We start from the raw sequence: 19,781 nt of genomic DNA, 5'->3' as shown, positions 1-19,781 counted from the left end.
GACCGCCAAACCAGCGCCAAAGACATTGACACGGAAGATGATTCGGGCACAGGTGGGGCGAGCAGACCAGAGAAAGATTCGGAGTATCGGTCTCCGAGGCCGCAGGACACCCCCGGTGGGCGACGGCCTCGCCGGCTGACGAGCGGCCAGCCTCGCAGGGCTCGGAAACGAGAGTGACGATGAAGGTGCGGAGGCACCAGCCTACGTACCGGCACCCGCCGCGGCGAAGATAAACCGCGACCTGGCGATAGATATGGCAGACCTTCCACATGTTCGGCCCGCCGTTGAGAGGTGAGGGCCGGCCGAAAGACCGGACCCACTAGCGGGCTGCCAGGCTGTCAGGTGCCGTTCATCGGTTAGCCGATGCACGGATCAGTGGTGGTTGGCGACACCAAGGAGTCTCGGGTGTGCACGTATCTGTGCTGGTCAGATGGTGCCCCCGGCAGGATTCGAACCTGCGGCCTTCTGCTCCGGAGGCAGACGCTCTATCCCCTGAGCTACGGGGGCGCACGGGTTTGAACCTGCGCCAATGGGCGTCGACAGCCTAACGCATCGAAATGACCGGAAACCGATTCGGGGCCTGACCACGTCAGACCATAGGATGGACCCTCGTGACCCCAGCCGACTTGGCCGAGCTGCTCAAGACCACCGCGGCCGCGGTGCTTTCCGAGCACGGACTCGACAGCGCCGCGCTGCCGGACATGGTCACTGTCGAGCGCCCGCGTAACCCCGAGCATGGCGATTACGCCACGAATCTAGCCCTCCAGCTGGGCAAAAAGGTCGGCGCGAACCCGCGCGAGCTGGCCGCCTGGTTGGCGTCCGCGCTGGCTCAGACCGACGGGATCGCCGCCGCCGACGTCGCGGGGCCCGGCTTCGTCAATCTGCGTCTCGACGCCTCCGCCCAGGGCGTGATCATCAACAACGTCCTCGCCGCGGGCGAGGACTATGGGCACTCCGAGGAGCTCAAGGCACAGAACATCAATCTGGAGTTCGTCTCGGCGAACCCGACGGGGCCGATCCACATCGGCGGCACCCGCTGGGCCGCCGTCGGCGACGCGCTGGGCCGGCTGCTCTCGACGCAGGGTGCGTCCGTGTTACGCGAGTACTACTTCAACGACCACGGCGCCCAGATCGACCGGTTCTCCAACTCGCTGATCGCGGCGGCCAAGGGTGAGCCGACGCCCGAGGACGGTTACGCCGGCGAATACATCAAAGACATCGCCGCACAAGTGATCGCCAAAGAACCCGACGTCCTGAGCTTGCCCGACCACGAAATGCGGGAGACGTTCCGCGCCATCGGGGTCGACCTGATGTTCAGCCATATCAAGGCCTCGTTGCATGAGTTCGGCACGGACTTCGACGTCTACACCCACGAAGACTCGATGCACACGTCGGGGCGCGTCGAGCAGGCGATCGCCAAGCTGCGCGAGGCGGGCAAGGTGTACCAGAAGGATGGCGCAGTCTGGTTGCGCACCACCGACTTCGGCGACGACAAGGACCGCGTCGTCATCAAGAGCGACGGTGCGCCGGCCTACGTCGCCGCCGACATCGCCTATTACCTCGACAAGCGCGAGCGCGGGTTCGACCTGTGCATCTACATGCTCGGCGCCGACCACCACGGCTACATCGCCCGACTCAAGGCCATCGCGTCATCGCTGGGTCAGGATCCCGCCACGGTCGAGGTGCTGATCGGCCAGATGGTCAACCTGGTCCGCGACGGTCAGCCGGTGCGGATGAGTAAACGTGCAGGCACGGTGATCACGCTCGACGACCTCGTGGACGCGATCGGCGTTGACGCCGCCCGGTACTCGCTGATCCGATCCTCGGTGGACACCCCCATCGACATCGATCTGGCGTTGTGGTCGTCGGCATCCAACGAAAACCCGGTCTACTACGTGCAGTACGCGCACGCTCGGCTCTCCGCCCTGGCTCGTAACGCCGCCGAGCTCGGCCTTGCCGCGAGCACCGAGCACCTCGAGCTGCTTACACACGACAAAGAGGGCGCGCTGATCCGCAACCTCGGCGAGTTCCCCCGAGTACTGAAAACCGCTGCGACTCTGCGTGAACCGCACCGCGTCTCTCGTTACCTCGAAGACTTGGCCGGTGACTATCACCGGTTCTACGACTCGTGCCGCGTGTTGCCCCAGGGCGATGAAGCGCCGAATGATCTGCATTCCGCGCGCCTGGCGCTGTGCGATGCCACACGCCGAGTCATCGCCAACGGTCTGGGCATCCTCGGTGTCAGCGCTCCGGAGCGGATGTGATCGCGCACCCGGCCGGCCCACGGCACGCCGAAGAAGTCCACCACGGTGGTGCGCCGCCGCGTCCGCTCTCGGCGGCCGAGGTCTTGCTACTCGCGCCGAATGTCTGGCCGCGCAACACGGTTCGCGGTGACGACGGCGTGGTATCTATCGCCGGAGTGTCCGTCGCCGACATCGCCGCGCAGTTCGGCACCCCGACGTTCGTGATCGACGAGGATGACTTCCGGTCGCGATGCCGGGAGATCGCTGCGGCGTTCGGCGGCGGACAGAACGTGCGCTACGCGGCCAAGGCGTTCATGTGCTCAGAGGTTGCCCGCTGGATCGCTGAAGAGGGGTTGTCCCTCGACGTCGCGACCGGCGGCGAGATGGCCGTCGCACTTCACGCCGGCTTCCCTGCTGACCGGATTGCGTTGCACGGCAACAACAAATCGGTCGCAGAGCTGACTGCCGCCGTCAAAGCGGGCATCGAGCACGTGGTGGTCGACTCGATGGTCGAGATCGAGCGGCTCGACGAAATCGCCGGAGCGGCGGGAGTCGTACAGGATGTCCTGGTCCGCGTCACCGTCGGCGTCGAGGCGCACACCCACGAGTTCATCTCGACCGCGCACGAAGACCAGAAGTTCGGCCTGTCGCTGGCCAGTGGCGCGGCCCTGACCGCCGTGCGTCGGGTATTCGCAACCGACCATCTGCGCCTGGTGGGCCTGCACAGCCACATCGGATCCCAGATCTTCGATGTCGCCGGGTTCGAGATTGCCGCGCATCGCGTCATCGGCCTGCTGCGCGACGTCGTCGCCGAGTTCGGCGTCGAGAAGACGTCGCAGATGTCGATCGTCGACCTCGGTGGGGGACTGGGCATTTCCTATCTGCCACAGGATGATCCGCCGCCGGTCGCCGACCTAGCCGCCAAGCTGAGCGCGATCGTCCGCGAGGAGTCGGCGGCGGTCGGGCTGCCCACCCCCCAACTGGTCGTCGAGCCCGGTCGCGCGATCGCAGGCCCCGGCACCATCACGCTCTATCAGGTCGGCACCGTCAAAGATGTGGCGGTCGCAACCGACCGGTACCGCCGCTACGTCAGCGTCGACGGCGGCATGAGCGACAACATCCGTACCTCGTTGTATGGCGCAGAATATGACGTCCGCCTGATCTCACGCGCCAGTGAAGGTTCATCGATACTGGGTCGGGTGGTCGGAAAGCATTGCGAGAGTGGCGATATCGTCGTGCGCGACACCTGGGTGCCTGACGACATCAGGCCGGGCGATCTGCTCGGCGTCGCAGCCACCGGTGCCTACTGCTATTCGATGTCAAGCCGTTACAACCTCATCGGTCGCCCGGCGGTCGTGGCCGTGCGCGACGGGCAAGCCCGCCTGATTCTGCGCCGGGAAACGGTCGACGATCTACTCAGTCTGGAAGTGGGGTAAGCACATGAGCACCGAGGAAAAGCCCATCGGCGTAGCGGTCCTGGGTTACGGCAACGTGGGTAGCCAGGTCGTACGCATCATCGAGGAGAGTGCGCAGGACCTCGCGGCCCGCATCGGTGCCCCCTTGGTGCTGCGTGGTATCGGAGTGCGCCGCGTCGCCGACGACCGAGGCGTCCCAGTCGACATGCTGACCGACAACATCGACGAACTCGTGTCGCGAGACGACGTCGACATCGTCGTCGAGCTGATGGGGCCGGTCGAACCCGCGCGCAAGGCCATCCTGTCCGCTCTCGAGCAGGGCAAGTCCGTCGTCACCGCCAACAAGGCGCTGATGGCCGTATCCACCGGCGAATTGGCCCAGGCGGCCGAACACGCCCACGTCGACTTGTATTTCGAGGCGGCCGTGGCCGGTGCTATCCCCGTCATCCGTCCGCTGACCCAATCGCTTGCGGGTGACACCGTGATCCGGGTCGCCGGCATCGTGAACGGCACCACGAACTACATCCTCTCCGAGATGGACAGCACGGGCGCTGACTACGCCGCAGCGCTGGCCGATGCGAGCGCGCTCGGCTACGCCGAGGCGGATCCGACCGCCGACGTCGAGGGATATGACGCCGCCGCCAAGGCTGCGATCCTCGCCTCGATCGCCTTCCACACCCGTGTAACCGCCGAAGACGTGTACCGCGAGGGCATTACGAAGGTCACCTCGGCCGACTTCGTCTCGGCGCGCGCACTCGGCTGCACGATCAAGTTGCTCGCGATCTGCGAGCGGCTCACCACAGACGAAGGGCAGCAGCGGGTTTCGGCCCGCGTCTACCCGGCGCTGGTGCCACTGACCCACCCCCTCGCCTCGGTCAACGGCGCCTTCAACGCGGTCGTCGTCGAGGCCGAGGCCGCGGGACGGCTGATGTTCTACGGCCAGGGTGCCGGTGGAGCCCCGACCGCCTCCGCGGTGATGGGTGATCTGGTGATGGCCGCGCGAAACCGAGTGCAGGGTGGCCGAGGCCCGCGGGAGTCCAAGTACGCCAAGCTGCCGATCTCGCCCATCGGCTTCATCCCCACCCGGTACTACGTGAGCATGAACGTCGCCGACCGTCCCGGTGTGTTGTCAGCTGTGGCAGCCGAATTCGGTAAGCGTGAGGTCAGCATCGCCGAAGTGCGCCAGGAGGGCATGGTCGACCCAGAAGGCCAACGGTGCGGCGCGCGCATCGTCGTCGTCACCCACCAGGCGACCGACGCCGCACTTTCCGAAACCGTCGAGGCGCTGGCCGACCTCGATGTCGTGGAGGGCATCAACAGCGTGCTTCGACTGGAAGGAACCAGCGAATGAGCGATGATCCGCTTGCGCGACGAGCAGTGAGCACAGTCCCGCCAAAGGCCGTTCATCAACCCTGGCCCGGGTTGATCGCCGCCTATCGAGATCGCCTTCCGGTCGAGGACAACTGGACACCGATCACATTGCACGAGGGCGGTACGCCGCTGCTGCCCGCGCCTCGACTGTCCGAATTGACCGGCTGCACCGTGCATTTGAAGGTCGAGGGCCTCAACCCGACGGGTTCCTTCAAGGACCGGGGTATGACGATGGCCGTCACCGAGGCCGTCGCTCGCGGCCAGCAGGCGGTGCTGTGCGCGTCCACCGGCAACACCTCCGCGTCGGCGGCTGCCTACGCGGCCAGGGCGGGTATCACCTGCGCCGTGCTGATTCCCCAGGGCAAGATCGCGATGGGCAAGCTCGCCCAGGCCGTCATGCACGGCGCGAAGATCATCCAGATCGACGGCAACTTCGACGATTGCCTCGAGTTGGCGCGCAAGCTGACCAACGACTATCCGACGGTGTCGCTCGTCAACTCGGTCAACCCGTTCCGCATCGAGGGACAGAAGACCGCCGCATTCGAGATCATCGACGCTCTCGGCGCCGCACCGGACGTGCATTCTCTGCCCGTGGGCAACGCGGGGAACATCACCGCGTACTGGAAGGGCTACCAGGAATACCACCGCGACGGGATTTCCGACCGACTGCCACGCATGTTGGGCACGCAGGCCGCGGGCGCCGCACCCTTGGTGCTAGGTGAGCCGGTGACCAATCCCGAGACGATCGCCACGGCCATTCGGATCGGCTCACCCGCGTCGTGGGCGACGGCCGTCGAGGCCCGGGAGCAGTCCGACGGTCGATTCGTCGCCGCCACCGACGAGGAGATCCTCGCCGCCTATCACCTGGTGGCCCGCACCGAGGGCGTGTTCGTCGAGCCCGCCTCGGCCGCGAGCATCGCCGGGCTGCTCAAGTCGATCGAGGACGGCTGGGTCGCCAAAGGCTCGATGGTGGTGTGCACGGTCACCGGAAATGGGCTCAAGGATCCCGACACGGCGCTCAAAGGCATGCCGGTCGTGACCCCGCTACCAGTCGACCCGTCAGCCGTGGCCGAGATGCTGGGCCTGGTCTAGCAGGTGCCCTTGTGACGCAGACTCTGCCCGTCGGTCTGACGGCCACCGCCGTCGTTGCGGCCTCGAGCGCGAACTTGGGTCCGGGCTTTGACAGCCTCGGCCTGGCGTTGAGCCTGTACGACGAGATCGTCGTCGAAGTCACCGAATCCGGCCTCGTGGTCGAAGTCGAGGGCGAGGGCGCAGGGCAGGTCCCGCTGGACTCGTCGCATCTGGTCGTGCGCGCGATCGAGCACGGGCTGCAGAACACAGGGTTTCAGGTCGCCGGTCTTAAGGTCATCTGCCGCAACGGCATTCCGCATTCCCGAGGTCTCGGCTCGTCGGCCGCGGCCGTCGTCGGCGGCCTTGCCGTCGTCAACGGCCTTGTGACGCAGGTGGGTTCGGAGCCGCTGAGCGACGCCGAGTTGATCCAGCTGGCGAGTGAGTTCGAGGGTCATCCCGACAACGCGTCCGCGGCGGTGCTCGGTGGGGCAGTGGTGTCGTGGACCGAACACGAAGGCGTGTTGCCGCGCTACTCGGCGGTGCCGATCCAGCTGCATCCGGACATCCATCTGTTTCCCGCGATCCCCGAAGAGCGCTCCTCGACGGCCGAGACGCGGGTCCTGCTCCCGGAGCACGTCAGCCACACCGATGCCCGGTTCAATCTGAGCCGCGCCGCATTGCTGGTGGTGGCGCTGACGCAGCGCCCCGACCTGTTGATGGAGGCCACCGAAGACGTCTTGCACCAGCCGCAGCGAGCCGCCGCCATCCCCCGGTCCGCGGAATACCTGCGGATTCTCCGGCGTTGTGACGTTTCAGCGGCTCTGTCCGGAGCCGGACCTGCGGTTATCGCATTGAGTACGCAATCGGAGTTGCCGGCGAAAGCCGTTGAGTATGGCATCGCAAACGGGTTCACCGTCAGTGAGATGAGGGTCGGCGAGGGCGTGCGATGGACATCGGGCGTCGTTGCCCGGACTTGATCTGTGCTGGGTCGCACCGACAACAGGAGTCACATCCGAACCAGTGTCTTTCTTGCTTCCAGCACGGAAGCGGGTTATTCTCGCTCTCGTCCAGCAATTGCAGCGTCTCTGCCTGCGTCGACACTAGGACGACCACTCTTCTTTCAAGTGCTCATCTCGTGGACTGACGGTTCGCCGTTTTGCGGCGAATCCCGGCGATCACTGTCGCAGAGGCAATGGTGGGACCCCCGCGTTCAGCGGATTAGCTGATCGCACGAACCCCCGCATGACTTGATCAGCGAGGGAAAGAAAGGAAATCCGTGACCGAAACGGACCTGATCACGGCTGGCGGTAACAGCGATAACGACCAGCTGCCGAGCCCCGTGAATTCAGACATCTCGACTCCCGCGGCCGAGGAAGCGTCCAACAGCACGCCCACCGCGGAAACCGCACCGACCGCCAGCCAAGAAAAAGACGTAGCGTCCGGCAACCGTGCAGGCTCACTATCGACGATGGTGCTGCCCGAACTGCGGGCACTGGCCAAGCAGATCGGCGTCGAGGGCGCCTCCGGAATGCGCAAGAGCGACTTGGTCGCCGCCATCCGTGAGCGTCGCGGCGAATCCAACGGCACGACCCCCAAGGCCGCCGACGCCGCCCCGGCAGAGCCCGCCGCCGAGTCGGCGACCGCTTCTGAGACGACGACGGAGTCCGGCGAGCAGACCGAGCAACAGCGCCCACGCCGTGAGCGTCGCGGGGCCTCCCGCGGATCGGGTGCCCCCAGCGGCTCCGACCAGTCCGCACAGGGCCGTCAGGATGCGAAGCCCGATGCCGACGAGCAGCCCGCCAAACAGCGCGACAAGTCCGAAAGCGACAAGTCCGACAGCGGTAGGTCTGACGGCGACAAGTCCGATGGCGGCGACCAGCAGGGCGGCCAGCAGAACCGCAACAACCAGAACAATCAGAACAACCAGAACAATGACGACGACGGCGAGGGCCGCGGGGGTCGCCGGGGTCGCCGGTTCCGTGACCGCAGGCGCCGTGAGCGTGGCGGTGAAGGTGGCGGCGGGGGAGACCGCGACACCGAGTTGCGCGAGGACGATGTCGTACAACCGGTTGCCGGCATCCTCGACGTGCTCGACAACTACGCGTTCGTCCGCACCTCGGGCTACCTGGCCGGCCCCAACGACGTGTACGTGTCCATGAACATGGTTCGCAAGAACGGTCTGCGCCGCGGCGACGCGGTGACCGGCGCCGTCCGCGTCCCCAAGGAGGGCGAAGGTGGCGGTCAGAATCCGCGGCAGAAGTTCAATCCGCTCGTGCGGTTGGACACGGTCAACGGTGGACCCGTTGAGGACGCCAAGAATCGCGACGAGTTCACCAAGCTGACCCCGCTGTACCCGAACCAGCGGCTGCGCCTGGAGACGACATCGGAGAAGCTGACGACCCGTCTGATCGACCTGATCATGCCGATCGGCAAGGGGCAGCGTGCTCTGATCGTGTCTCCGCCCAAGGCCGGTAAGACCACGATCATGCAGGACATCGCGAACGCGATCACCAAGAACAATCCGGAATGCCACCTGATGGTCGTGCTCGTCGACGAGCGTCCGGAAGAGGTCACCGACATGCAGCGTTCGGTCAAGGGTGAGGTCATCGCCTCGACCTTCGACCGCCCGCCGTCAGACCACACTCAGGCTGCCGAGCTCGCCATCGAGCGCGCCAAGCGACTCGTCGAGCAGGGCAAGGATGTCGTCGTGCTGCTCGACTCGATCACCCGACTGGGCCGCGCCTACAACAACGCGTCGCCGGCCTCGGGCCGGATCCTGTCCGGTGGTGTCGACTCGACCGCGCTGTATCCGCCCAAGCGGTTCCTCGGCGCGGCCCGCAACATCGAGTTCGGTGGTTCTCTCACGATCATCGCCACCGCCATGGTGGAGACCGGTTCGACCGGTGACACCGTGATCTTCGAGGAGTTCAAGGGCACCGGAAACGCCGAGCTCAAGCTGGACCGCAAGATCGCCGAGCGACGCGTGTTCCCGGCAGTCGACGTCAACCCGTCGGGCACCCGTAAGGACGAGCTGCTGCTCTCGGCTGACGAGTTCGCGATCGTGCACAAGCTGCGCCGCGTGCTCTCGGGCCTCGACCCGCACCAGGCCATCGACTTGCTGATGAGCCAGCTGCGCAAGACCAAGAACAACTACGAGTTCCTGGTTCAGGTCTCCAAGACGGCTCCGGGCTCCGGGGACAACGACTAGGTAGCGAATTCGGCGCGCGTACCGCCCGTTGGGGTACGTATGCGCGCCGAAATCACACGGCGGGGTCGGCTTTCAGGCCGGGCATCACGTAGCGGCGCACGTGGATGAGTACCGCGTCGGCGTTCTCCGGATCGAAGGTGTCGCCCGGCACGGTCGCGAGCGAAATCATCACGCGCGCCACCCATTCCGATGCTTCGGCAATGTCGATGTCGGGATGGATCTCGCCACGATCACGGGCGGCGACGAGGTAGCGCGACCAGAAATCCGCCAGGTCGGGCACCAGTCCCTGGACACCTGCCCCCGCGCAAGCGGCGAATTCCTCGGGCTCCTCCATACGCAGCTTCATCAGCAGCGCACCCGGATCGTCGTACGCGGTGCGGGCGTGCCTGATGCCCAGCGCCATCTGGCGGTCCAGACCCTCGACCTGCTCCAGCATCGCGTGCGCGTCAGACCAATACGCTTCGTTCAACCGCACGATCGCCGCGCCGAGCAGCGTGACCTTGTCCGGGAAGTGGCGGTACAACCAGCCGCGGGATACGCCGGCGACCTCGGCCACCTCGGACACCGTGGTCGCGCGGATCCCTTTCGCACGCATGCAGATCTCCGCCGCGTCGGTCAGTCGGTCGCGAACGCTCTTGGTCGCAGTGCCGGTTGTCACCTGGGCATTGTGGCACGGTAGACAGACTCTCAGATCTGTTCAGCCGCAGAGGTCACGCCAGAGCGGGCCGAGGAATAGCGACCCCGTCGCATGCGTTTAGGCCGTTGGCGGTTGACCTGGCATAATGGCGCCGACACCCTCGGTTCCGGTTCACGCCGTACCTCCTGGTCAACGGAGGGGCGACCCGGGGCCCACGATTGAAGAGGAAACCATGAAATCAGGCATTCATCCTGACTACGCCGACACCACGGTGATCTGCGGCTGCGGTAACACGTTCACCACCCGCAGCACCAAGAAGGGCGGCCAGATCCACGTCGAGGTCTGCTCGCAGTGCCACCCCTTCTACACCGGCAAGCAGAAGATCCTCGACAGCGGCGGCCGTGTGGCCCGCTTCGAGAAGCGCTACGGCAAGCGAGCCGGGGCGAGCGCAGCGACGGGATCAAACAAGGGCGCGGGCGACAAGTCGGCCGAAACAAGCACAGACAACTAGCTGTCTTCCCGACGCCCGATGCTGCGCACGAGCGCAGCCCGGGCGTCGGTTTGCGTTTGGCGCAAGAACCGAGGGAGTGCACTGCAGGTAAGGAGGACGACATGGCCGACACGGCACCCGTGATCGAGGCATTGCTCGCCGAGCACGCCGACCTCGAGCGCCAGCTCTCCGATCCCAACCTGCATGCGGATGCGTCTGCCGCGCGGAAGGTCGGCCGCCGGTTCGCCCAGGTTTCGCCGATCGTCGCTACCTACCGCAAGCTCGAGGCTGCCCGCGGCGATCTCGACGCTGCACGGGAACTGGCCGCCGACGACGAGTCGTTCGCCGCCGAGGTGCCCGAACTGGAGGCCACCGTCGAGCAACTCGACACCCAGCTGACCGATCAACTCTCACCCCGCGACCCGCACGACGCCGACGACATCGTTCTCGAGGTGAAGTCCGGTGAGGGAGGCGAGGAGTCGGCACTGTTCGCCGCCGACCTGGCGCGTATGTACACCCGCTACGCTGAGCGGCACGGCTGGTCCGTCACCATGCTCGACGAGACCACCTCCGACCTGGGTGGCTACAAGGACGCGACGCTGTCGATCAGGAGCAAGGGCGATACGGCCGACGGGGTGTGGTCGCGCCTCAAGTTCGAGGGCGGCGTGCACCGTGTGCAGCGGGTGCCGGTGACCGAGTCGCAGGGCCGCGTGCACACGTCGGCCGCGGGCGTGCTCGTCTACCCCGAACCCGAAGAGGTCGAGGAAGTCCAGATCGACGAATCGGATCTGCGCATCGACGTGTACCGGTCCTCGGGTAAGGGCGGCCAGGGCGTCAATACGACCGACTCGGCCGTGCGCATCACGCACCTGCCCACCGGCATCGTCGTCACGTGCCAGAACGAGCGCAGCCAGCTGCAGAACAAGGCACGCGCGCTGCAGGTGCTTGCCGCCCGGTTGCAGGCACTCGCTGAGGAGCAGGCGCAGGCCGACGCGTCGGCGGACCGGGCCAGCCAGATCCGCACCGTCGACCGCAGCGAGCGGATCCGCACCTACAACTACCCCGAGAACCGGATTGCCGATCACCGGATCAACTTCAAGGCGCACAACCTCGATCAGGTCCTCGACGGCGACCTCGATGCTCTGTTCGACGCGCTGGCCACCGCCGACAAGCAGTCCCGGCTTCAGCAAGCATGACCCGGCCCGGCCGGGTGCCAGCCTGCGCCAACATCCGCCAGGCGATCGATGCCGCCGAGGCGGCACTGGCGCGGGCGGGAGTCGGATCGCCACGGGCTGACGCGGAACTGCTTGCCGCATTCGCCGCCGGTGTGGAGCGCGGACGGTTGGCATTCTTCGCCCCCGAATCGGACTTCTACGAAACCTATGACCGACTCGTCGCCGAGCGCGTCAGCCGCAAGCCGCTTCAGCACATCGTCGGAACCGCAGCGTTCGGTCCGGTCACCGTCCAGGTCGGTCCCGGTGTGTTCGTACCGCGGCCAGAAACCGAAGCGATGCTGGAATGGTCTGTTGCACAACAGCTGTCGCCGAACCCGGTGATCGTCGATCTGTGCACCGGTAGCGGCGCGCTGGCGTTGGCCCTTTCGAAGTTCTGGCCCGCCGCCCGCATTGTCGCCGTCGACGACTCGCAGAGCGCACTCGAGTACGCGGCGCGCAATCTCGCAGGCGCCGGCGTCGAACTGCTGCGCTCCGACGTCACCGAACCGGGCCTGCTTCCCGAACTCGACGACTCAGTGGATCTGCTCGTCGCCAACCCGCCCTACATTCCCGACGGTGCGAATCTGGAACCCGAAGTCGCCGAACATGATCCACCGCACGCGCTGTTCGGCGGGCCGGACGGGATGGGTGTCATCGAAGCCATCGCCGACCTCGCCGGCCGATGGCTGCGCGCCGGCGGGCTCTGCGCCGTCGAGCACGACGACACCACTGCCGCGCAGACGGTCGAAGCGTTCGCCCGGACAGGGCGATTCGACGACATCACCAGTCGCTTCGACCTGACGGGTCGGCCCCGCTTCGTCACTGCGGTCCGGAACCGGTGAGAAACTGGACTTCATGACGGAGATGTTCGACTGCCTCGATGAGCAGACGCGGGCGATCGGTATCGCCTCGGCCGTCAGCGCGGTCAAGGGCGGCAGTCTGGTGGTGATGCCGACCGACACGGTTTACGGCATCGGCGCCGACGCCTTCGACAGCGAGGCCGTTTCGGCTCTGCTGTCGGCCAAGGGTCGCGGTCGAGACATGCCGGTTCCGGTGCTCGTCGGGTCCTGGCACACGATCGAGGGGCTGGTGTACTCCGTCCCGAACACCGCCCGCGAACTCATCCGCGCCTTCTGGCCGGGTGCCCTCAGTCTCGTGGTGCGGCAGGCGCCGTCGCTGCAATGGGACCTAGGCGACGCACACGGCACCGTCATGGTGCGCATGCCGCTGCACCCCGTGGCCATCGAGCTGCTGCGCGAAGTCGGGCCGATGGCGGTGTCGAGCGCGAACATCTCGGGTCGGCCCGCCGCCGTCACCGCGAAAGACGCGCGCGACCAACTCGGCGACCTCGTCGAGGTCTACCTCGACGCCGGACCGTCGCAGCAGCAGGCGGCGTCGACGATCGTGGACCTGACCGGTGCACATCCCCGGGTGCTACGCCAGGGGCCGGTCACCGTCGATGCGGTGGCGAAGGTGCTCGGCGTTGACGCGGCGACGTTGACGGACTGATCTGGGGCGACCTGAGAGAACATGGCATACGGTTCATCGGTGGTCTACGCGGCAGACAGTCTGCTGGCGCTCAGTGATCGCGGTGCAGGCGTCCCGCTTCGCGAGCTCGCGCTGGTCGGACTCACCGCAGCGATCATCACCTACTTCGCTACCGGATGGGTGCGCATCATCGCCCGCCGACTCGGCGCAGTGGCCTATCCGCGCGAACGGGACGTTCATCTGCAGCCGACGCCGCGGATGGGCGGGCTGGCGATGTACGTCGGCGTGGTCTGCGCCGTCCTGCTGGCGTCGCAGCTTCCGGCGCTCACCCGTGGGTTCGTGTACTCGTCGGGAATGCCCGCGGTCGTGGTCGCGGGCGGGCTCATCATGGCGATCGGTCTGATCGACGACAGATGGGGATTGGATGCACTGACGAAGTTCGCCGGCCAGATCACCGCGGCCAGTGTGCTTGTCACGATGGGCGTCGCGTGGAGCGTGCTCTACATCCCCGGTGTCGGCACCATCGTGCTCGACCAGGTGTCGTCGATCCTGCTGACGCTGGCGCTGACCGTCGCGATCGTCAACGCCATGAACTTCGTCGACGGGCTGGACGGCCTCGCCGCAGGCCTTGGGCTGATCACCGCATCGGCCATCTGCATCTTCTCGATCGGGCTGCTGCGCGATCACGGCGGCGATGTCCTGTTCTATCCGCCTGCCGTGATCTCGGTGGTGCTCGCCGGAGCATGCCTGGGGTTCCTGCCGCACAACTTCCATCCCGCCAAGATCTTCATGGGCGACTCGGGCTCGATGCTGATCGGCCTGATGCTGGCCGCGGCCTCGACCACGGCCGCGGGCCCGATATCGCAGACCGCATACGGCGCCCGCGACGTGTTCGCCTTGCTGTCGCCGTTCCTGTTGGTGGTCGCCGTGCTGTTCGTGCCCGCACTGGACATGCTGTTGGCGATCGTCCGGCGCACCCGCGCGGGTCGCAGCCCCTTCAGCCCGGACAAGATGCACCTGCACCACAGGCTGCTTCACATCGGTCATTCGCACCGGCGGGTGGTGTTGCTGATCTACTTGTGGGTGGGCATCATCGCGGTCGGCGCCGCGAGCACGATTTTCTTCGATCCGCGTTACACCGGCGCCGTCATGCTGGCGGCGATTCTGGTCGCGATCGTGGTGACTCTCATCCCGCTGTTGCGCCGCCGAGACGGTCAGCCAGACGAAATGTACGACAAAAGGTAGTAGACGTCTTTTATGGCTCTCACCATGTGTTAGGGTGCAGTCAGAACCCGAAAAAACCTCGCGGGTTGCCGGCCTCCGGGCCATCGGTGAGCCACCGATTAGCGCGGAACAACGACCGACAAAGGGAGCGACCCCAGGGTGATTCCAGTGAGCCCAATGCACTCCGATACGCTCGGGGCGACCACTCACAGGAACCATTCGGCAACTTCCTCTGACCGCGGGATTGAGGTGAAGCAGTGACGACGCCAGGGCATGACGCGCCGTTGGTGTTTCCGTCGGTTGCATTCCGGCCATTGCGGCTGCTCATCGTCTGCGTGGCGCTCACCGCCATCGCCGTCGCCGCGGCCTGGTTCACCGGCCATCCGTTCTTCGGTGTTTTCTTCGGTGTCGGACTGGGTCTCGGTTTGCTCAACGCCCTCCTGGTGAAGCGGGCGGTCGAGTCGATCACCGCTGAGGAACACCCGCTGAAGAAGAAGATGGCGCTGAACTCGGCGGCGAGGTTGCTTGTGATCACCGCGATCGCGCTCACCATCGCCTTCGTCTTCAGAACCAACGGCGGGCTCGGGGTGGTGTTCGGACTTGCGATCTTCCAGGCGCTCCTGGTGATGAGCACCAGCATCCCGGTGATGAAGAAGATCCGAAGCGACGGTTTGGATTACGTGGACACGGATTCGAAGGGTTGAGCAGGCTTTCATGAACTGGGCTACGACAGGGACGTCGGAGATCATTCTCGCGGCCGAGGAGGGCGGCGGTGGCGCCGCTATTCACGTCGGCCATCACACGATGGTGTTCGAGCTGTTCGGCATGACGTTCAACGGCGACACCATCATGGCGACCGGTATCACCGCGCTGATTGTCATCGCCCTTGCATTCGTGCTTCGCGCCAAGGTCACGTCGACCGGCGTTCCCGGTGGCGTGCAGCTGTTCTGGGAGGCGCTGACCATCCAGATGCGCAATCAGATCGAGAGCGCCATCGGCATGAAGGTGGCGCCCTTTGTCCTGCCGCTGTCCATCGCGATCTTCGTCTTCATCCTCATCTCCAACTGGCTGGCGGTGCTGCCGTTGCAGTACGGCGGAGCCGACGGCGCTGCGGCCGAGCTCTACAAGCCGCCCGCCTCAGACATCAACTTCGTGCTCGCGCTCGCCCTGTTCGTGTTCGTCTGCTATCACGCGGCCGGGTTCTGGCGCCGCGGCCCCCTCGGTCACCCGATCAAGGTGATCAAGGGTCACGTGGCGCTGCTGGCGCCCATCAACATCGTCGAGGAGCTCGCAAAGCCGATCTCGTTGGCACTGCGACTTTTCGGCAACATCTTCGCCGGCGGCATCCTGGTGGCGCTGATCGCAATGTTCCCGTGGTACATCCAGTGGGCGCCCAACGCGATCTGGAAGACCTTCGACCTCTTCGTCGGCCTCATCCAGGCGTTCATCTTCTCGCTGCTGACGATCCTGTACTTCAGCCAATCGATGGAGCTCGACGACGAGCATCACTGAGCGGTAGTCCGAAACAACTGAATCTTGTAGCACCAACGACCACGAACTCTGGCGGAGGCCGCCAGTTATCAAGGAGGATAAAGGAAATGGATCCAAACGCCCTCATCACCGCTGGCGCTCTGATCGGCGGTGGATTGATCATGGGTGGCGGCGCCATCGGTGCCGGTATCGGTGACGGCATCGCGGGTAACGCGTTGATCGCCGGCATCGCCCGTCAGCCCGAGGCACAGGGCCGGCTGTTCACACCGTTCTTCATCACCGTCGGTCTGGTCGAGGCGGCCTACTTCATCAACCTGGCCTTCATGGCGCTGTTCGTCTTCGCCACGCCGGGTGCGTCGTAGTTCGACAGCATGACCGAACTGACCACGACGATCCTCGCCGCGGAAGAAGGCGGGGGACAGAGCAACTTTCTGGTCCCCAACGGAACCTTCTTTGCCGTGCTGCTCATCTTCCTGATCACGCTCGCGGTGATCTGGAAATGGGTGGTGCCGCCGGTCGGCAAGGTGCTCGCCGCACGGGAAGCCATGCTGGCGAAGACGGCGGCCGACAACCGCAAGTCGGCTGAGCAGCTCGCGGCCGCACAGGCCGACTACGACGAAAAGATGGCCGGCGCGCGCAGTGAGGCGTCGGCCATCCGCGACGAGGCTCGTTCGGCCGGCCGGAAGGTCATCGAAGAGAAGCGTGCCGAGGCGAGCGGCGAGGTCGCGGACACCCTGCGAGACGCCGAGCAGACGCTGTCCCAGCAGGGTGCGGCAACGCAGACGGAGCTTTACTCGTCGGTCGATGGCCTGTCGGCCACGCTTGCCAGCAAGATTCTGGGCGTCGACGTGAAACCAGGTGGGAGCCAGTAAATGTCGACATTCATCGGCCAGCTGATCGGCTTCGCGGTCATCGTCTTCATTCTGATGAAGTGGGTCGTCCCGCTCGTGCGCGACATGATGCACAAGCAGCAGGACGCGATCCGCGCCGCTCTCGAGGAGAGCGCCGAGGCGGCGAAGAAACTCGAAGACGCCGACGCGATGCACGCCAGGGCACTTGAAGATGCCAAGGCTCAGTCGGAGAAGGTGACCGAGGAAGCGCGACAGGACTCCGAACGACTCGCGGCGCAGTTGCAGGAGCAGGCGGGCGCCGACGCCGAGCGGATCAAGGTTCAGGGCGCTCAGCAGATTCAGCTGCTACGTCAGCAGGTCATCCGACAGCTTCGCAACGGCCTCGGCGAGGGCGCGGTGCAAAAGGCTGCCGATCTGGTGCGTGATCACGTCGCTGATCCGGCCGCCCAGGCCGCGACCGTCGACCGTTTTCTCGACGAACTCGACGGCATGTCGTCGTCCACCGCGGCGATCGAGACCGGGGCGTCGGCCAGGTTGCGTTCGGCCAGCCGGCAGGCGATGGCGGCGTTGTCGGAGGAATTCGACAACGTGGCGGGCCGGTTGCGCGAACCGGGGCTGAAGACGTTGGCCGACGAATTGGCTTCGGTGGTCACGCTCCTCGTGACCGAGCCGATTCTGAACCGGCATCTCGCGGAGCCCAGCGACAACCCTGACGCCAAGGTCCGTCTCGTCGACAGCCTGCTTTCTGACAAGCTGGACACCCATACCCTGGAACTCCTGCGCACCGCGGTTTCGCAGCGGTGGTCGACCGACGCTGACCTGCTGGGCGGTATCGAGCACATCGCACGGTTGGCGCTGCTGAAACTCGCAGAGGTCAACGACGAAGTCGACGCCGTGGAGGATCAGCTCTTCCGGTTCGGCCGAGTGCTCGACGCCGAGCCGCATCTCACGGCTGTCCTGAGTGACTACACGGCGCCCGTTGACGGCCGAGTCGCCCTGCTGGACAAGGTGCTCGGAGGCGGCGACGTCAACGAGACAGCCAAGGCGCTGCTTGCGCAGACTGTGACGCTGTTGCGCGGCGAACGCGCCGACGAGGCCGTCATCGACCTGGCCGAACTGGCTGTTGCGCGGCGAGGCGAGATCGTCGCCCACGTGACAGCGGCGGCCGAACTCACCGATGCACAGCACAACCGGCTGACCGAGGTGCTCACCCGGATCTACGGGCACCCCGTGGCCGTGCAGTTACACGTCGATCCAGATGTGCTCGGCGGACTCTCGATCACCGTCGGCGATGAGGTGATCGACGGCTCGATCGCATCTCGCCTGGCGGCCGCCGAGAACCAGCTGCCGGATTGACCGAACACCACCAGACCACCCGTTAACGCTAGGCAGGAAGACGAAAAACCATGGCAGAGTTGACCATCTCCGCTGCTGACATCGAAGGCGCCATCGAGGATTACGTATCCTCGTTTTCCGCCGACACCGAGCGGGAAGAGATCGGCACCGTCATCGATGCAGGTGACGGTATCGCCCACGTCGAGGGTCTGCCCTCCGTCATGACGCAGGAGCTTCTCGAGTTCCCCGGCGGCGTGCTCGGGGTGGCCCTGAACCTCGACGAGCACAGCGTCGGTGCCGTGATCCTCGGCGACTTCGAGAAGATCGAAGAGGGTCAGCAGGTCAAGCGCACCGGCGACGTTCTCTCGGTGCCGGTGGGTGACGCCTTCCTCGGGCGCGTCATCAACCCCCTCGGAGAGCCGATCGACGGACAGGGCGACATCGAGTCCGACACCCGTCGCGCGCTCGAGCTGCAGGCGCCGTCGGTGGTTCAGCGCCAGGGCGTCTCGGAGCCGCTGCAGACCGGCATCAAGGCCATCGACGCCATGACGCCGATCGGGCGCGGCCAGCGTCAGCTGATCATCGGCGACCGCAAGACCGGCAAGACCGCCGTCTGCGTCGACACCATCCTCAACCAGCGTGAGGCATGGGAGACCGGTGACCCCGCGCAGCAGGTGCGCTGCGTCTACGTCGCGATCGGCCAGAAGGGCACCACGATCGCCAGCGTGAAGCGCGCCCTCGAAGACGGTGGCGCGATGGAGTACACCACCATCGTCGCGGCGCCCGCTTCGGACGCGGCCGGCTTCAAATGGCTTGCGCCCTACACGGGTTCGGCCATCGGCCAGCACTGGATGTACGACGGCAAGCACGTGCTGATCGTGTTCGACGATCTGTCCAAGCAGGCCGACGCCTACCGCGCGATCTCGCTGCTGCTGCGCCGCCCGCCGGGTCGCGAGGCCTTCCCCGGCGACGTGTTCTACCTGCATTCGCGGCTCCTGGAGCGTTGCGCGAAGCTGTCCGATGAGCTGGGCGGCGGCTCGATGACCGGACTTCCGATCATCGAGACGAAGGCCAACGACATCTCGGCCTTCATCCCGACCAACGTCATCTCGATCACCGACGGCCAGTGCTTCCTCGAGTCCGACCTGTTCAACCAGGGTGTGCGTCCGGCCATCAACGTCGGTGTCTCGGTGTCCCGAGTCGGCGGCGCCGCTCAGATCAAGGCCATGAAAGAGGTCGCGGGCTCGCTGCGTCTCGAGCTGTCGCAGTATCGCGAACTCGAATCATTCGCCGCCTTCGCCTCCGATCTGGACGCGGCCTCGAAGGCGCAGCTTGACCGCGGCGCCAGGCTCGTGGAGCTGCTCAAACAGCCGCAGTACACGCCTTACCCCGTCGAGAACCAGGTGGTGTCGATCTTCCTCGGCACCGGTGGTCACCTGGATTCGGTTCCGATCGAAGACGTTGCGCGTTTCGAGCAGGAGGTGCTCGAGCACGTCAAGGCCTCCCACGACGACATCCTCAAGGGGATCCGGGAGACCAAGAAGCTCTCTGAGGAGGACGAGGAGAAGCTGTCGGACGTCATCAACGAGTTCAAGAAGGGCTTCTCGGCCAGCGATGGCAGTTCGGTCGTGGTGAACGAGGCCGACGCCGAGGCCATGGACGAAGAAGACGTCGAGAAGGAATCCGTCAAGGTCCGCAAGGCCGGTAAGAAGTAGAGACGGAAAAGGCCGAGAAAGGGTCTGG

18 protein-coding genes and 1 tRNA gene are annotated in these 19,781 nt (G+C 65.7%); 17 read left to right on the top strand and 2 right to left on the bottom strand.

From position 1 onward, the window contains the following. Nucleotides 1-431: 431 nt before the first annotated feature. Nucleotides 432-507 (bottom strand) — tRNA-Arg (locus G6N42_RS13635). Between the two features lie 104 nt (nt 508-611). On the opposite strand from G6N42_RS13635, the gene argS reads away from it, so the two are divergent. From argS to rho, 6 genes are all read left to right on the top strand, one after another. Next, nucleotides 612-2,264: an arginine--tRNA ligase gene (gene argS, locus G6N42_RS13630; protein WP_163730067.1), complete on the top strand. Its 1,653-nt coding sequence runs from the start codon at nt 612-614 to the stop codon at nt 2,262-2,264. Between the two features lie 83 nt (nt 2,265-2,347). After that, nucleotides 2,348-3,679, top strand: coding sequence for a diaminopimelate decarboxylase (gene lysA, locus G6N42_RS13625; RefSeq protein WP_232076573.1), 1,332 nt, complete (start codon nt 2,348-2,350; stop codon nt 3,677-3,679). A 4-nt stretch (nt 3,680-3,683) separates the two neighbouring features. Further along, nucleotides 3,684-5,009 carry a homoserine dehydrogenase gene (locus tag G6N42_RS13620; protein ID WP_163730065.1) on the top strand — a complete coding sequence of 442 codons (1,326 nt, stop codon included), beginning with the start codon at nt 3,684-3,686 and terminating at the stop codon, nt 5,007-5,009. Then, nucleotides 5,006-6,121, top strand: coding sequence for a threonine synthase (gene thrC / locus G6N42_RS13615; RefSeq protein WP_163730064.1), 1,116 nt, complete (start codon nt 5,006-5,008; stop codon nt 6,119-6,121). Before G6N42_RS13620 ends, thrC begins: the two co-directional genes overlap by 4 nt. Before the next feature lie 11 nt (nt 6,122-6,132). Further along, on the top strand, nt 6,133-7,077 hold the full coding sequence (gene thrB, locus G6N42_RS13610; RefSeq protein WP_163730063.1) for a homoserine kinase: 945 nt from the start codon (nt 6,133-6,135) through the stop codon (nt 7,075-7,077). A 299-nt stretch (nt 7,078-7,376) separates the two neighbouring features. Then, nucleotides 7,377-9,308 (top strand): transcription termination factor Rho, encoded by a 1,932-nt coding sequence (rho, locus tag G6N42_RS13605; protein ID WP_163730062.1) that lies wholly within the window; start codon nt 7,377-7,379, stop codon nt 9,306-9,308. 52 nt (nt 9,309-9,360) lie between these two features. Here the strand turns inward: rho and G6N42_RS13600 are convergent, their stop codons facing one another. Then, nucleotides 9,361-9,966 (bottom strand): TetR/AcrR family transcriptional regulator, encoded by a 606-nt coding sequence (locus G6N42_RS13600; protein WP_163730061.1) that lies wholly within the window; start codon nt 9,964-9,966, stop codon nt 9,361-9,363. 211 nt (nt 9,967-10,177) lie between these two features. Between G6N42_RS13600 and rpmE the strand changes: the two genes are divergently transcribed. The 11 genes from rpmE (at nt 10,178) to atpA (ending at nt 19,753) form a co-directional block, all read left to right on the top strand. Then, nucleotides 10,178-10,456 (top strand): 50S ribosomal protein L31, encoded by a 279-nt coding sequence (gene rpmE / locus G6N42_RS13595; protein WP_163730060.1) that lies wholly within the window; start codon nt 10,178-10,180, stop codon nt 10,454-10,456. Between the two features lie 101 nt (nt 10,457-10,557). Then, nucleotides 10,558-11,631 carry a peptide chain release factor 1 gene (prfA, locus tag G6N42_RS13590; protein WP_163730059.1) on the top strand — a complete coding sequence of 358 codons (1,074 nt, stop codon included), beginning with the start codon at nt 10,558-10,560 and terminating at the stop codon, nt 11,629-11,631. Then, nucleotides 11,628-12,491 carry a peptide chain release factor N(5)-glutamine methyltransferase gene (prmC, locus tag G6N42_RS13585; RefSeq protein ID WP_163730058.1) on the top strand — a complete coding sequence of 288 codons (864 nt, stop codon included), beginning with the start codon at nt 11,628-11,630 and terminating at the stop codon, nt 12,489-12,491. The genes prfA and prmC overlap by 4 nt, the downstream gene beginning before the upstream one ends. 13 nt (nt 12,492-12,504) lie before the next feature. Then, nucleotides 12,505-13,158 (top strand): L-threonylcarbamoyladenylate synthase, encoded by a 654-nt coding sequence (locus tag G6N42_RS13580; RefSeq protein WP_163730057.1) that lies wholly within the window; start codon nt 12,505-12,507, stop codon nt 13,156-13,158. A gap of 21 nt (nt 13,159-13,179) precedes the next feature. Further along, a complete protein-coding gene (locus tag G6N42_RS13575) occupies nt 13,180-14,382 on the top strand; it encodes a glycosyltransferase family 4 protein (RefSeq protein WP_163730056.1) in 1,203 nt (400 codons plus the stop codon). Nucleotides 14,383-14,618: 236 nt separating this feature from the next. Then, entirely contained in the window at nt 14,619-15,065 is a 447-nt protein-coding gene (locus G6N42_RS13570) for an ATP synthase subunit I (protein WP_163730055.1), read from the top strand. A 10-nt stretch (nt 15,066-15,075) separates the two neighbouring features. Further along, nucleotides 15,076-15,873, top strand: coding sequence for a F0F1 ATP synthase subunit A (gene atpB, locus G6N42_RS13565; protein ID WP_163730054.1), 798 nt, complete (start codon nt 15,076-15,078; stop codon nt 15,871-15,873). An 86-nt stretch (nt 15,874-15,959) separates the two neighbouring features. After that, nucleotides 15,960-16,214 carry a F0F1 ATP synthase subunit C gene (locus G6N42_RS13560; protein WP_014212097.1) on the top strand — a complete coding sequence of 85 codons (255 nt, stop codon included), beginning with the start codon at nt 15,960-15,962 and terminating at the stop codon, nt 16,212-16,214. A gap of 9 nt (nt 16,215-16,223) precedes the next feature. Then, on the top strand, nt 16,224-16,724 hold the full coding sequence (locus tag G6N42_RS13555; RefSeq protein ID WP_163730053.1) for a F0F1 ATP synthase subunit B: 501 nt from the start codon (nt 16,224-16,226) through the stop codon (nt 16,722-16,724). Beyond that, entirely contained in the window at nt 16,725-18,059 is a 1,335-nt protein-coding gene (locus tag G6N42_RS13550) for a F0F1 ATP synthase subunit B/delta (RefSeq protein ID WP_163730052.1), read from the top strand. A gap of 50 nt (nt 18,060-18,109) precedes the next feature. Then, the gene (gene atpA, locus G6N42_RS13545; protein ID WP_163730051.1) at nt 18,110-19,753 is read left to right on the top strand and encodes a F0F1 ATP synthase subunit alpha; all 1,644 of its coding nucleotides are present in this window, start codon (nt 18,110-18,112) and stop codon (nt 19,751-19,753) included. Nucleotides 19,754-19,781: the final 28 nt, after the last annotated feature.

This window comes from Mycobacterium gallinarum, assembly GCF_010726765.1.
Classification (GTDB): domain Bacteria; phylum Actinomycetota; class Actinomycetes; order Mycobacteriales; family Mycobacteriaceae; genus Mycobacterium; species Mycobacterium gallinarum.
Note: the sequence above shows the minus strand (reverse complement) of the source record. Positions and strands in the feature narration are given on the sequence as shown.

Excerpts from the sequence above, each read along its gene's own strand:
- G6N42_RS13560 (WP_014212097.1), top strand. The coding sequence starts at position 15,960 with ATGGATCCAAACGCCCTCATCACCGCTGGCGCTCTGATCGGCGGTGGA.
- thrC (WP_163730064.1), top strand. The coding sequence starts at position 5,006 with ATGAGCGATGATCCGCTTGCGCGACGAGCAGTGAGCACAGTCCCGCCA.
- atpB (WP_163730054.1), top strand. The coding sequence starts at position 15,076 with ATGAACTGGGCTACGACAGGGACGTCGGAGATCATTCTCGCGGCCGAG.
- atpA (WP_163730051.1), top strand. The coding sequence starts at position 18,110 with ATGGCAGAGTTGACCATCTCCGCTGCTGACATCGAAGGCGCCATCGAG.
- G6N42_RS13575 (WP_163730056.1), top strand. The coding sequence starts at position 13,180 with ATGGCATACGGTTCATCGGTGGTCTACGCGGCAGACAGTCTGCTGGCG.
- prfA (WP_163730059.1), top strand. The coding sequence starts at position 10,558 with ATGGCCGACACGGCACCCGTGATCGAGGCATTGCTCGCCGAGCACGCC.
- prmC (WP_163730058.1), top strand. The coding sequence starts at position 11,628 with ATGACCCGGCCCGGCCGGGTGCCAGCCTGCGCCAACATCCGCCAGGCG.
- G6N42_RS13550 (WP_163730052.1), top strand. The coding sequence starts at position 16,725 with ATGTCGACATTCATCGGCCAGCTGATCGGCTTCGCGGTCATCGTCTTC.
- G6N42_RS13620 (WP_163730065.1), top strand. The coding sequence starts at position 3,684 with ATGAGCACCGAGGAAAAGCCCATCGGCGTAGCGGTCCTGGGTTACGGC.
- G6N42_RS13580 (WP_163730057.1), top strand. The coding sequence starts at position 12,505 with ATGACGGAGATGTTCGACTGCCTCGATGAGCAGACGCGGGCGATCGGT.
- G6N42_RS13555 (WP_163730053.1), top strand. The coding sequence starts at position 16,224 with ATGACCGAACTGACCACGACGATCCTCGCCGCGGAAGAAGGCGGGGGA.
- rpmE (WP_163730060.1), top strand. The coding sequence starts at position 10,178 with ATGAAATCAGGCATTCATCCTGACTACGCCGACACCACGGTGATCTGC.